This is a genomic window from Tessaracoccus oleiagri, assembly GCF_900103275.1.
Lineage (GTDB): Bacteria > Actinomycetota > Actinomycetes > Propionibacteriales > Propionibacteriaceae > Arachnia > Arachnia oleiagri.
In genome coordinates, this window is sequence record NZ_FNGP01000001.1 from 407,029 (window position 1) to 420,163 (window position 13,135).

General features: G+C 65.1%; 11 protein-coding genes and 1 riboswitch. Of the genes, 7 read left to right on the forward strand and 4 right to left on the reverse strand.

Annotated features, from left to right (window positions below):
- Positions 1-2 precede the first annotated feature (2 nt).
- The gene (locus BLR46_RS01785) at positions 3-1,169 is read right to left on the reverse strand and encodes a restriction endonuclease subunit S (protein ID WP_093248426.1); all 1,167 of its coding nucleotides are present in this window, start codon (positions 1,167-1,169) and stop codon (positions 3-5) included.
- Complete coding sequence (locus BLR46_RS01790) at positions 1,162-2,649, reverse strand: type I restriction-modification system subunit M (RefSeq protein WP_093248428.1); 1,488 nt, start codon at positions 2,647-2,649, stop codon at positions 1,162-1,164. Before BLR46_RS01790 ends, BLR46_RS01785 begins: the two co-directional genes overlap by 8 nt.
- Positions 2,650-2,806: 157 nt before the next feature.
- A riboswitch (SAM riboswitch) is annotated at positions 2,807-2,920 on the forward strand.
- 34 nt (positions 2,921-2,954) lie between these two features.
- Between BLR46_RS01790 and BLR46_RS01795 the strand changes: the two genes are divergently transcribed.
- The 6 genes from BLR46_RS01795 (at position 2,955) to BLR46_RS01820 (ending at position 10,409) form a co-directional block, all read left to right on the forward strand.
- Positions 2,955-3,806, forward strand: coding sequence for a DUF3293 domain-containing protein (locus BLR46_RS01795; RefSeq protein WP_143008173.1), 852 nt, complete (start codon positions 2,955-2,957; stop codon positions 3,804-3,806).
- A 409-nt stretch (positions 3,807-4,215) separates the two neighbouring features.
- Positions 4,216-4,878, forward strand: coding sequence for a carbohydrate ABC transporter permease (locus BLR46_RS01800; protein WP_218118280.1), 663 nt, complete (start codon positions 4,216-4,218; stop codon positions 4,876-4,878).
- A gap of 101 nt (positions 4,879-4,979) precedes the next feature.
- Positions 4,980-5,786 (forward strand): carbohydrate ABC transporter permease, encoded by an 807-nt coding sequence (locus BLR46_RS01805; RefSeq protein ID WP_218118281.1) that lies wholly within the window; start codon positions 4,980-4,982, stop codon positions 5,784-5,786.
- Between the two features lie 44 nt (positions 5,787-5,830).
- Positions 5,831-7,162: an ABC transporter substrate-binding protein gene (locus BLR46_RS01810; protein WP_093248431.1), complete on the forward strand. Its 1,332-nt coding sequence runs from the start codon at positions 5,831-5,833 to the stop codon at positions 7,160-7,162.
- 50 nt (positions 7,163-7,212) lie between these two features.
- The gene (locus BLR46_RS01815; RefSeq protein WP_093248433.1) at positions 7,213-9,516 is read left to right on the forward strand and encodes an FAD-dependent oxidoreductase; all 2,304 of its coding nucleotides are present in this window, start codon (positions 7,213-7,215) and stop codon (positions 9,514-9,516) included.
- An 8-nt stretch (positions 9,517-9,524) separates the two neighbouring features.
- Positions 9,525-10,409: a LacI family DNA-binding transcriptional regulator gene (locus tag BLR46_RS01820; RefSeq protein ID WP_218118282.1), complete on the forward strand. Its 885-nt coding sequence runs from the start codon at positions 9,525-9,527 to the stop codon at positions 10,407-10,409.
- A gap of 10 nt (positions 10,410-10,419) precedes the next feature.
- On the opposite strand, the gene BLR46_RS01825 is transcribed toward BLR46_RS01820, so the two are convergent.
- Entirely contained in the window at positions 10,420-11,193 is a 774-nt protein-coding gene (locus tag BLR46_RS01825; RefSeq protein ID WP_093248435.1) for a DeoR/GlpR family DNA-binding transcription regulator, read from the reverse strand.
- 133 nt (positions 11,194-11,326) lie between these two features.
- Between BLR46_RS01825 and BLR46_RS01830 the strand changes: the two genes are divergently transcribed.
- Positions 11,327-12,220 (forward strand): LacI family DNA-binding transcriptional regulator, encoded by an 894-nt coding sequence (locus BLR46_RS01830; RefSeq protein WP_176761617.1) that lies wholly within the window; start codon positions 11,327-11,329, stop codon positions 12,218-12,220.
- Here the strand turns inward: BLR46_RS01830 and BLR46_RS01835 are convergent.
- Positions 12,210-12,956, reverse strand: coding sequence for a DeoR/GlpR family DNA-binding transcription regulator (locus BLR46_RS01835; RefSeq protein WP_143008174.1), 747 nt, complete (start codon positions 12,954-12,956; stop codon positions 12,210-12,212). The two genes, BLR46_RS01830 and BLR46_RS01835, sit on opposite strands and share 11 nt — an antisense overlap.
- Positions 12,957-13,135 lie beyond the last annotated feature (179 nt).

Below are 13,135 nucleotides of genomic sequence, written 5' to 3' on the forward strand. Positions count from 1 at the left end.
GGCTACGCCGCCTCCAGATGGGTGCCGATAAGGTCGTCATACGAAACAGGAATCTCATGCTCCCCTAACAACAATGCGGCCAGAAGATTAGAGCGCAGGGTGCGGAGGTCTCTCAGCACGCCGTCGGTCGACTCGGCTATCGACAGTAGCGCGTTGAGTTCTGCGGAGAGCTTCTCCTGCGTTTCCAGAGTCGGTGGGGAGTAGCGCTGAGCCAGGATTACGCCTTTGGAAAGATTTGGCTGGGCCGCTCCTGTCGCCAATCCCTTGAGCCGCTCCGAGTCGGCCCGGAGGAGATGGTAAAGAAAGTCCGGCGTCATTAGCTCACCGTTCGGGATCAGCGCCAGTACAGCCTGGTTCGTGGCTGCGTCGATCCCCAGTCTCCCAATCTGCGCCGCCGTGGCCCCATACATCGCCATCAAGACGGTGCCCGCGGGTACCAGCCAGGCCGAAGACGAAGCGAGAGCGGCCTCGGTTAGGGTCTCTTCCGTCCTGACGATGACCTCGCCACCGACTTCGCCAGACTTGACCCACGGGATCGCGCCGCCAAACAGCTCCTTGTTCTTCCTTGAAGGAGTCCCACCGGCCTTTGCGACCTCGAGTAGGTCACCCAACTCCACCGATGTATCGCCCGGCATTGACATCGACTGCCCTCGGGCGCGGTACGCGTGGAGAGCGCGAGCTCCCTGTAGTTCGGTGGCTTCGATGGTGTCGTCGAGGGCGGCGATCAGGTCCACGATCCGCCGCTGCTCCACCAACGGCGGCAGCTGCAGCGGGACGGTGGCCAAGTTCTTCTGTGACAGAGAAACGTTCGCCGTACCCTTCATCAACGGCACGATGAGCTCGTCTCGTCGGTGGTCAAGAAGGAGCCAGAGGTACTTCATGTCGACAGGTGCCCCGGGTTTCGCGGTGCAGGCGGTGATGATGTTGGCGACCGCGAACTTGCCCGACTCGTAGTGAACGCGCTTGAGGGAAGCGTGCCCATGACCGGTAGACGAGACCATGGGCACGCAGACTGCTTCACCATCGAACTGGTACTCGTCTGAGCTCGACCGCTTCTCCGCAGTGACGACCAGCGGGTATTGACCCGGCCTGGCCTTCAGCGTGGGGGTGGCGCCCTTTGCGAGGTGGCAGATCTCACCCAGCGTTGTCTTGAACCATCCGTCACGCATTGAAGCCGGCCGCCTTCAGCTTCTCGTCCAGCACAGCCTCCGCCGCCCGCAGCGCCTCCCGCGACTCGAGGTACGACACGAGCGCCGCCTCGACATCGACTTCGGCGGCCGTCTCGGTCTGGATGTAGCGGCCGATGTTCAGGTCGAACCCGTTGCCCTCGATCTCGGCGAGGTCGACGAGCCGCAGGTGCAGCCCGCCCTCCCCGTCGAGGTCCTCGCCCCGTTCGTACGCGGAGTGGATGATGTCGATGTCCTCGTCGCTCATTAGGTTCTGGTTCTTCCCCGCCCGGTACCGGGAGGAGGCGTCGATGAACAGCACCTTGCCCTGCCGTTCGGCCGGTTTGGTCTTGCGGAAGATCAGCAGCGCGACCGGGATGGAGGTGGAGTAGAACAGGTTGTTCGGCAACCCGATCACAGCCTCGAGGTAATCCTTCCGCAGGAGGCATTCGCGGATGGCGCCTTCCTTGCCGCCGCGGAACAGGACGCCGTGCGGCATCACCACACCGACCCGGCCGGTGGTCTCCTTGACGGAGCTGATCATGTGCTGGATCCAGGCGAAGTCGCCGTTCTTCGCCGGCGGGACCCCGCAGAACGCCCGGTTGTAGGGGTCGTTGGCCCAGGTGTCGGCGCCCCAGTTCTGCAAGGAGAAGGGCGGGTTGGCGATCACCAAGTCGAACTGGTCGAGCTTGCCCTTGGTGACGAACTTGGGTTCGCGGAAGGTGTCGCCGCGGCGGATGGTGAAGTCCTCGAGCCCGTGGAGGTAGAGGTTCATCTTCGCGATCGCGGTGGTGGTGAGGTTGATCTCCTGCCCGTGCAGCCGCAGCGTGCGATGGTCACCACCGGCGGCCTTGACCGCGTTGATCGTCTCGACGAGCATCCCGCCGGAGCCGCAGGCCGGGTCGACGATCGTCTCCCCCGGCTTCGGGGCCAATATCTTCACCAGCAGGTGCACCACATGGCGCGGGGTGAAGAACTCGCCGGCCTTCTTCCCGGAGGCTTCGGCGAACTCCCGCAGCAGGTACTCGTAGGCGGCACCCAGCATGTCCCCTTCGACGTGGTCCGGGTCGAGCTGGACGCCGTGGAAGGCGTCGAGGAGAGCGACGAGCGCGGTTTCGGGGAGGCGGTCGGTGTTGGCCCATTTGACGTCGCCGAACACCCCGGCGAGCCCGGGATTGGCGCTCTCGATGCGCTGGAGGGCGTCGTTGAGCTTCACCCCGGTGTGGTTGACGGTCTGATGCACGTCATCCCAGTGCCAGCCGGGCGGAATGATGAAGGGCTGGTAGTCGTCGGCCTCGATCTCGTCGGTGAGGTCATCGCCCCACTCGTCGACGGCGATCTGGTGCCAGTAATCCCAAGTGTCCGAGATCCACTTGAAGAACAACACGGGGAACACATACGCCTTGAAATCTCCCGGGTCCACCGGGCCGCGCAGCGCATTCGCCGCACCCCACAGGACCGATTCCAGCCGTTGCTGAGTCATCCTCGCCAACGCGCTTCACTCACTTCCGCTTATTGGTGACACTCGCACGAGCCTTGTGCGGGTCGGTTACCAAGCGATTGTCTCAGAAGCCACTCCGCTTTTCCTCTTTCGGTCTATGTCCCGAAGATTGTCGGAGGCGCCTGTCATGCTTTTTGCAGGTCAAGAGTCGCGGCCGGAACTCCTCGGGGTGGTCGCGCAGCAACCGGAGCCGCTCCGGTGCTTCCCGAGGAAGACCCGGCCACCACGAACCTGTGGAGGTCAAGCGGCCTCGCACCGTCGAGGCACGGTGACGAGGAGTCTTCGACATGTCCCCACATCCCCTGCGCCCGGGAGAGGGCCAATTCCCTCCGGACCAGATCCGAGTGCCCATCCCGCCCACCCGCTTCCAGGCGAGCGAGACCGGCATCCTGCGCCAACCGCCCGACGTGCCGGTGGTCGAGTCCTACCGGCAGACCGTCGTGCGCATCTGGCCCCAAGGGGGCGAGCACCCCGCGTTCGACCTCGTCCCCGACCCGGAGTCCGACACGACCGACACCCCGGCCGCGCTCTTCGGCGACGACACCGTCGAGGTGTTCGTCCTCTCCGGCGTGAAGGCGTTCCGCAGCCTCACCACCCGTACCGAGGACGCCGAAACCTTGCACGCCCTGCACTGGCGGCTCGACTTTCAGGGCTGGGACTGGTGCCCCACCGTCGCCACCTCCCCGGACCGGCAATGGGTCGAAGGCGGCGCCCTGGTGCGCAACTGCGACCTGGAGGAGGCCCAAGACCAGGCACGGTTCCACGGACAGAACGTCATCCTGCGCTGGGACGAGCACGGCATGGCGCCCGCGCCCACCCTGCCCGGAGTCGACGTCGGCGATCCCACCCCCGTACCCGTCCGGCTGGTGCCGGCGCGCACCGGCTGCCCGCTGCGCAGGGGCGCGGACGACGGGCCGTGCAAGGTCTACGGCGGACCGTGGACCAGCGCCTCGATCGCAGCGGCCCACGTTTGGGGCCAGCACCGCGCCATGCTCCTCGACGCCTTCGGCTGCGACGTCTGCCACGGCGAAGGCGGCCGCAACACCCGAGGGGCGACCGACCTCTTCACCCCCTCCCGCGAGGGCGGCTGGCAGTGGGGCGTCCCACGGACCCGCGAGAGATTAGGCGCCGACGAATGAGCTGGCCGACGATCTGCGACCCCCGAGAGTCTCAATAAATCCCATTCATGATCATCTTTTACCATTCTCGCCACAACCTTTGACATGGGCACGTCGCTCAAGACAGACTCTGTCGCGTAAGGAAGGGCATCGATGCCTCACAAATACTCACAGAGATGTGTATAAAATGTTGCAAACTGCGACTACCTCGGAGCGTCGGGGGGTGAAGTTGGGTGATGGAGCCTTCGCTCTACTGCTGACGCTTCCCGGGTTCGCCCTCCTGTGCGCGGTAGTGGTTTACCCACTCGTGTCGGCACTGGTGAGTGCCTTCTTCGAGGAGAGCCTCCTCTACCCCGGACGCGACTTCGTAGGTCTTGACAACATAACGGCCGTGCTGAGTGGGGACTTTCTCCGCCTACTTGGGCAGACGATGACGTTCACCGTGGGCACCACGCTGCTGCCGTTCATCATCGGCTTCGGCCTAGCGTTGGCGCTCAACACGAAGATCAAGGGCGCCAAGGCCTTGCGCGGTCTGATGCTCATCCCGTGGCTGGTTCCCGGCGTCGTCGTCTCCTTCCTGTGGATGTGGATCTTCAACGCAAACTATGGAGTCCTCAACGCACTTCTCGAAGGTCTCGGTGCGATCGGGGCGCCGCAGGCTTGGCTTGCCCACCCCGACACCGCGATGGTTGCGGTCATCGTGGCCAAGACCTGGCAGAGCTTCCCGTGGATGATGGTCATGTTGCTCGCCGGTCTCCAGACTGTGCCGCCGGAACTGTACGAGGCGGCAGAGGTGGACGGCGCCGGCGTCGTACGGCGCTTCGCGTCGATCACCGTGCCGCACCTGCGAGGCATCATCGGGCTCGTCATCCTGTTGGAGTTCATCTGGAACTTCCAGCACTTTGACATCATCTACGTCCTTACCGGCGGCGGGCCCGCTGGATCCACCCATACGTTCGCCACTGCGGTCTACGACACCGCATTCCGCGGCTTCGATCTCGGAATGGCCGGCGCGCTTGGTCTGCTGTGGATGTTGCTCCTAGGGATCCTCGTGGTGCTCTACATCCACTTCTCCGAGAAGGGGGAAAAGTGATGATGACCCAGATCTCCACAGCTCGGGCTCCACGGCTCAGTAGAAGCCGCCAGGTTGCAGTCGAACACGGGTCGTCGCGGCGACAGTCCAACGGGACATCCGTGGCCGCCTGGTTGGCGGTGATCGTTTTCGGCGGCTTCGCGATGCTGCCGGTCTACTGGTTGTTCGCAACGTCACTGACGCCCCGCGCGGAGGTGTTCTCGTATCCGCCGAAGCTCTTCCCGAGCAGTCCGACCCTCGACGCCTACCGGGCCTTGATCGACAATCCTGCGCTGTTCGCGTATTTGCGCAACAGCATCATCGTCTCGGTCATCACGGCTGTACTCTCAGTCATCGTCTCCGCCTTCATGGGCTACTCGTTCTCCAAGTTCCGCTATCGCGGGCGCCGCTCTCTGATGTACCTCGTGCTCAGCTCGCAGATGTTCCCGCAGGCGCTGCTGCTCGTAACCCTGTACAGCGTCTTCAGCGCGTACAACTTGCTGAACACCTACACCGCGCTCGTGCTCTCGTTCACCACCTTCACGCTGCCCCTGTGCGTGTGGATGCTGAAGGGCTTCTTTGACACCATTCCCAATGACCTCATCGAGGCCGCCAAGGTGGACGGCGCGACGAGGCTCAGGACATTCTTCGTCGTTGTTCTTCCCCTCGCTGCACCGGGCCTCGTGGCGGCCGGACTATTCGCCTTCGTCCGCGGCTGGAACGACTTCATCTTCGCCCTGACCCTGGCCGGTCCGGACAAGCAGACGTTGCCCCCTGGACTGGTCAACACATATATCGGGGAGGCCTCGACCGCTTGGCCCGAATTGATGGCCGCTTCCTTGGTGGTCTCACTCCCGGTCGTCATCGGATTCATCGCTCTCCAACGGTTCCTCGTTGGCGGGCTCACGGCAGGCGCGGTCAAAGGCTGACCGTTCGAAACCGGCCACAACAACCGAAAGGAAACACCCCACCCATGTCCATTCATTCCAAGGGCTTCGGCCCCCTCAGCCGCCGGGGGCTACTGCAGTTCATGGCGGTCGGCACGGGCGCGGCGGGCCTCGCCGCCTGCAGCTCGCAGGGAACCGCCAACACCAACCCCTCCTCTGCCCCGTCCGCCGGCGGGCAGACCATCGGCTCGAGCGAGGCGAAGGACTTCAGCTTCGCCTCATGGTCCATCAGCGAAGAGGCGGCCAAGCCGGTCATCACTGGGCAACTCGAGAAGTTCGGTGCCGACAAGGGGATCCAGATTTCGCCCGTCTCATACCCGTTCAACGAGTACCTGAACCAGCTGACGCTCCAGGTCCGCGGCGGCCAGTTCTCCGGCGCCATGCAGCTCGACATCGCCTGGCTCGCCACTATGTCCGCGCTCGGCAAACTGCGCGACCTCTCCAGCTATGCGGAGGGTCGCGGCTACACGGAGGCCGGCCTGAGCGTGGGTCAGGTGGACGGCGTGCAGAACGGTCTCCCTTGGACCATGGGCGCGATCGGACTCGTTGCCAACGCCGAGCTGCTTCAGAAGGTAGGTGCAGACTCGGTCCCGAGCAGCATCGAGGACTTCGAGGCCCTGCTCCGCGAGCTCAAGGGTCTCGGCAATGGCACCATCCCATACGCGGCATCGACGAAGGTGGCCCAGCTCAAGGACGTTCAGGTCTGGATGCAGACCTTCGGCTGCTCGCTCGTCGAGAACGGCGAAGTGACCATCGGCGACGAAGCTTCCATCGAGGCTGTCACCTGGTACAAGAAGCTTTACGACGAGGGCCTCATCGGGGCCGATGTCGACCGCTTCGACGCCCGCTCCCTCTTCAGCCAGGGCAAGGCAGCCATCTACGACGATGCCCCCGTGGGTCGCGCCGGTGTGGTCGCCGATTCGCCGGATCCGGAGCTCGCGAGCAAGTTGCTACCGGCTTCCCGTCCGGTGCTCAACTCCGGCGACGCGCCCCGGGCGCTGGCTTGGGGCCACGTGGTCGCGGTCGTCGAGGGCGAGGCAGCCGACACGGCGTCGGAGTTCGCCCAGTGGCTCACCTCTGACGAAGAGACCGTCGTCGCGTACTTCGAGGCTCTTGGCCTGCCGCCCACCACCGAGGAGGGCCTGGCCGCGGACGCCGTCAAGTCGGATACCTTCATCGCCGACTTCTCTGAGCGGATCACCGCCACCGCGCAGCCGAGCCCGTTCTGGGTGTACCCGCAGTACGGCCAGATCGACACTGCGATCTCCGAGCAGGTACAGGCTGTCCTCGTCGGCCAGTCCAGCCCCGCCGACGCCATGGCTGCGGCTCGCGAGGCTGCGACGGCCCTGATCAGCTGACCCGACAACAACCGAAACCAGGTTCCAACCACCCTCAGGAGCAGGACCCCATGCACACACAGACCGTCGAGACCGACCTCCTCGTAGTGGGAGGCGGTCTCGCCGGCGTGAGCGCGGCAATCGCCGCAGCTCGCCTCGGTCGGCGCGTCGCCCTCGTCAACAACCGTCCCGTGCTGGGCGGCAACTCGTCGTCGGAGGTGAGGGTCTGGGTCTGCGGTGCCACTGCACATGGCAACCAGAGGTGGGCGCGAGAAGTCGGCATCGTGGGTGAGATGCTGGTTGAGAACCAGTTCCGCAACCCCGAGGGCAACCCCATCTACTGGGACGACGTCGTGCTCGACCTCGTGCGCCGGGAGAAGAACATTGCACTCTTCCTCAACACGGACGTTCGCGAGGTGCAGGCGTCGGGACCGGAGGATCGCCGCCGCATCGATTCGGTCACCGGATGGACCATGGGGGCTGAAATCCTGACGACCTTCCGGGCGCCGCTGGTGGTGGATGCGACCGGCGATGGCCTGGTGGGATTCCTGGCCGGGGCGAAGTACCGGCTCGGCAAGGAAGCCCGCGCCGAGTTCGACGAGCCTTGGGCCCCCGAGCAGGCAGTGCGGGAGTTCCTGGGGTCGACGCTGTTGTTCTACACCAGAGACATGGGCTTCCCGGTGAAGTTCGTGGCCCCCGACTCGGCGATTGACATCACCAAGACCCCGATCCCCATTTCCCGGGTCATCCGCAGCGGCGACTCGGGGGCCCACTACTGGTGGGTGGAGTGGGGCGGCGAACTGGACATCGTGGCAGACAACGAACGGATCCGCGATGAACTGCGCGGCGTCATCCTGGGCATTTGGGACCACATCAAGAATTCAGGACTATTCGACGCCGACAACCTCACGATGGAATGGATCGGCAATGTCCCCGGCAAACGTGAGTACCGGCGCTTCATCGGGGATCACACCCTGACCCAGCACGACGTACTGGAGCAGCGCTCCTTCCCGGACTCCGTAGCCTACGGCGGATGGTCCATCGATCTCCATCCGGCGGCCGGAATGTACTCGCCGGATCCCGGAGCCAAGCAGCGCTTTTCCAACGGGGTGTTCGAGATCCCCTTCCGCTCGCTGTACTCCGTCAACGTCGAGAACATGTTCATGGCGGGGCGCGACTTCTCTGCCACCCATGTGGCGTTCGGAGCCGCCCGGGTGATGGCGACGTGCGCGGCCATGGGCGAGGCAGTCGGGACAGCCGCACACCTCTGCCTCGAGGCGGGAGCCAGCCCCCGCGAACTGGCGGCCGAGCACCCCGACCGCTTGCAGCAGTTGCTGCTCCGACAGGACGCCAACTTGATCGGGGTGACCAACCGGGACCCCGAGGACTTGGCGCGCTCTGCGCGTGTGAGCGCGTCAACGTGGTCCAGGTTCGTCGGGACGCACCGACCCGATGGCGCAGAGATCACCAGCGCGGAAGGCGTCATCCCTACGGCTCGCGACGAGTTCCCCCTCACGAGCGACGTCGGAATCGTGGTCCCCGTCGACCCGGTGCTGGAATCGGTTCGCATTCGAGTCACGGCGCTCGAGGACACGGAAATCGAGGTCCAGGTGTGGTCACCCGACCTGCCACAGAACGTCGTTCCCAGCCACTTGGAAGCCACGGGCTCCCTCACCGTCGTGGCTGGCCCAGAGCAGTGGTTGGATCTTCCGACGCCGTACCGCCCCGCCGCCGCTGGCAACGGCATCGTCGTCCTCAAGGCCAATCCGCAGATCCTTCTCCACACCACCGCGATGCTGCCGCCGGGTGTGTTGAACATCGTGCATCGTGCGGACGCCGACGACCAGAACGTCGACGTCGATACCGAGTCGCTGCTGATGCGCTGGCCTACAAAGCCTCTGCGTGGCCGCTCGGTCGAGTTCGTCGCGATGCCGGAATCGATGGCCCTCGCCCCCGAGCGCGCGGTCGGGGGCTACCAGCGCCCGTACGGTGGCCCCAACATGTGGGCATCCGGGCCCATCTCCGAGACGGGAGAGGAGTGGCTCAGGCTTGACTGGGATGAGGCGGTCGAGGCTTCCGAGCTACGGCTCCTGTTCGACGTGGACCTGGATGTAGATCTCAACACCCTCCATCACCACAAGACCCCCTATGAGGTGATGCCCCAAGCGGTGCGTGACTACCGCATTGAGGTGCTGGGCCCGGGTGCCGACGAATTGTCTGGGTGGACCACGATCAGCACCCATCAGGACAACCGGGCGCGACAGCGGGTGCACGACCTGCGAGCAGCGGGAGCGTTCGTTGCGATCCGCCTTGTCGTGACTCGGACCAACGGGGTCCCGCAGGCGCGCGTCGTCTCGATACGTGTGCAGAAGTGAGGTCGCCGGTGAAGCGCGGCACGGGGCTCGACCAGGCGTTTCCCGCGGCGCCCGCCGTTCGAACCCGGGCCATCATGCTCGCCGTCCCCGACTTGGAAGAGCCGTACTTCGCAGAACTGACCGCGCTTGTCGTGCGGCGGGCCGAAGAGCACGGGCTGTCGGTAGTCATCTACCAGACCTGGGGAGAACACGAACGTGAGATCGACGTCGTCAACAGAATTGGCGTGCCCCCCACCGACGGACTCCTACACATCCCGCGTGCGCTCAGCGTCGCCGACCTCACCCGCAGACGAAGCCCCGGTCCACTGGTGCTTCTCGGCGAGCACATCGATTCCAGCCCGTTCGCGCACGTCACCATAGACAACGCCGCAGCCGCTGGAGCAGCAACGTTGCACCTCCTCGAGCGGGGCTGTGTGCGGCCGGCCATGATCGGTCCGCGCGAGCCGGCGTCGGACGCCTCCAACCGACGTTACGCCGGCTACGCATCAGCGCTCGAGCAGCGCGGTGTCGTTCTGGACGAGTCTCTGGTGGGCGGGGTCCGCGCCTTCTCGGCCAAGGAAGGTTACGACGCCGCACTGCGTTTGGTTGACTCCGGAGCCCGGTTCGACGGAGTGGTGTGTTCGAACGATTCTGTCGCGCTGGGGGTGATGGCTGGGCTCGCGGCGCGCCGCGTTTCGGTCCCCGGCGACGTGCGGGTCATCGGCATCGACGGTGTCAGCATGGGTGCCTTCTCAGTTCCTAGTCTCTCAACCGTGGAGCCGGATCGTGAATTGATGGTGACCGTCGCGCTCTCCATCTTGATGAAGCAGATGGCCACGGCCCTCTCGATGGACCTGCCGGTCGAGCAGGTGACAGTGCCCTTCACCGTCGTGCAGCGAGACAGCAGCGGCTGACTCGAGGCAGCTACGCGAGCCGCACGTCGGCGATGTGAGCCCGGGCGACTTCGGCGGCTGGGTCCGGCAGGCCCCGGTCTGTCACAAGGACGTCGACGTCCTCGAGATCCAGCACCGTGGTGAGACTTACGACGTCCCATTTCGTGTGGTCCGCCACCACGACAGTGCGGCCGCCTGAAGCGGCCATCGCACGACTCGTCTCCGCTTCCAAAATGTTCGGGGTGGTCAGGCCCGCCTCTTCGTGGATCCCGTGGACGCTGAGGAAAGAGATGTCACAGTGCAGGTAGCTGAGCGATCGCACCGCCACGGGGCCGACCAAGGCACGCCCAGGGGTGCGGATGCCGCCCGTGAGCACGACACTGGTACCCGTTTCTGCAGCGTCGTCGACTTCTTCGAACAGATCCGCGATCGCCAGCGAGTTGGTGAGAACGGTCACGTCCGGGATCCTCAGCAACTGACGCGCAAGGAACCAGGTAGTGCTCCCGCCCGAGAGACCGACCGCCATCCCGGGCTCCACCATTGTGGCGGCCACTCGGGCAATGGCCTCCTTCTCGGCTCGCAACCGGTGCATGGCGGCGTCCATTGGTCCCGGCCGTGTCTGGCCACGGACGATCGTCGCACCACCGCGCACCCTTTCGACCAGACCGGCCTCCGTGAGTGCGTCGATGTCTCGTCGAACCGTCATGGCGCTGACCTTCAGCTCACTCGCAAGGGTCTCTACCGCGGCGGAACCGTGGGCGCGGAGGAACGCCAACAGAGACGAGCGACGGTCGGACACGAGCATCACAAGATCGTATCGTCTGGACGACGACGCGACGCCCACCTGTAGGCTGCCGAGCACGTGGAACGGCACCCAGGCACAGGCATGCCAGCACGGGCGCAACCGTCACCGGCGATGAAGGGCACGAATGAACCGTATGCGACAAGAGCTCGGGATGTTCGGGACACGGCGCCAGCGCACGGGTCTCATCGGGCTGGCGGTCCCCTCGTTGCGAGAGCCATGGTTCGCGCAGATGGTCGCTCAGGTGGTCGAGTTCGCCCCTGAATTCGGTTTCTCAGTCGCAGTACTCCAGACGTCCGACAGCGTGGGCGCCGAGCACGGCGCCGTGAGCGGCGTCGGTTTTCCGGAAGTGGACGGCGTTCTGGTGGTCCCCCGCTTCCTCACGGCCGCCGATCTCACCAGGCGTCCGAACCCATTGCCGCTGGTGCTGTTGGGCGAGCACGTCGAGCGGAGCACGTTCTGTCACGTCACAGTGGACAACCGGTTGGCCATGCGGGAGATCACTGCGCATCTGGCGGCGCTGGGATGCACCCGGATCGCCATGATCGGGCGGCGCTCCTCACCCGCCTCCGACGCCGCCGGGCGCCGTGAGCTCGGGTTTCTCGACGCGGTGGGTGAGGTCAGCGGCATCGCCTACGAAGTCATCGACGTGCCGGAGTTCTCTCTCGGCGCAGGGAGGAGGGCGGTGCTTGACCTGTTCGTCTCCGGATCAGGTTCCGGACCCGACGGACTCGCCTGCGTGAATGATTCGCTGGCGCTCGGGGCGATGAGGGGCCTGCGCGAACTCGGGCTTGCCATTCCTGGGGATGTCGCTGTCGCCGGCTTCGACGACATCCCGATGGCCGCCTATTCGAATCCTCCCCTGACCACGGTGACACCCGACCTCCCGCATTTGGCGCGCAGCGCACTGGAACTGCTGCACCGCCAACTCAACGCGCCATTGGCGTGGACCCCGGACATGGAGCAGGTGACAGTGGGGCATCGGCTCACGATTCGTGAGTCGACCGAGGGACACACGATCAGAGGATGACCTCGAAGTTGTCACCCCAGCCAGGATCAGAGGGGGACACGGACACCAAGGCGTCCACTGCCTCGAGATCGGCGATCGTGGTAAGGCTGACGCGCCGCCACTGATCGGGCGCGGCCGTGAGAAAGGTCGAGCCCGCCGCACCGATGAACGCGCGCATCGTCTCGGCCTCGAGCAGGTTGCGTGTGGTGACCCCTGCCGCAGGATCCACTCCCTCGCCCTCGATGAACACCGCATCCAAGTGCAGCCTTCCGAGCGCCTCCACGGCGAGCGGGCCGGCAAGGCACCCGCTGTCCGTGACGACGCCGCCCAGCAGGACCATTGGCACGGCGGAGCGCTGACTGAGGGCACCCACCACGGAGAGCGAGTTTGACACGATACCGACGTCAGCGACGGTCAGCAGTGCTTGCGCGATCATGGGAGCGAAGCGTCGGCCGGTCACCCCCACGACGTGTCCCGGACGCAACAGTGTGGCGATCCGCTCTGCCAGCGCGTTCCCGTGCAGCAGGTCGGGCTCGGGACCCGTATTGGGTTTGTTCATGTCGGCAGACTCGGCGTCACGGGCACCTCCTCGGACCCGCACCGCCAGACCGCTCGCGACCAACTCGTCGAGGTCGCGCCGTACGGTGACTTGGGACACACCGATCCGGCGGGCCATGGCAACGATGCTGACAACGCCACGGCGGCGCAATTCGACTCGGAGCAGGCCCAGCCGTTCATCCTTGATCAACTTGCTCACCACTCACAAATTCAGTACAGAAAAGGTCATCTTCTATCTTGTCATTGCCTGCGCCAACCGTGGCTGATTGGGTCAGGGAGGCGAACGCAAAGTTGCGTTGCAGACAGGACAAGGGAGTAGTCGATGCCAAACCGTCCAGAGACCAGATCGCCGTGGGGCCGATTTACCGCCGCGTCTGC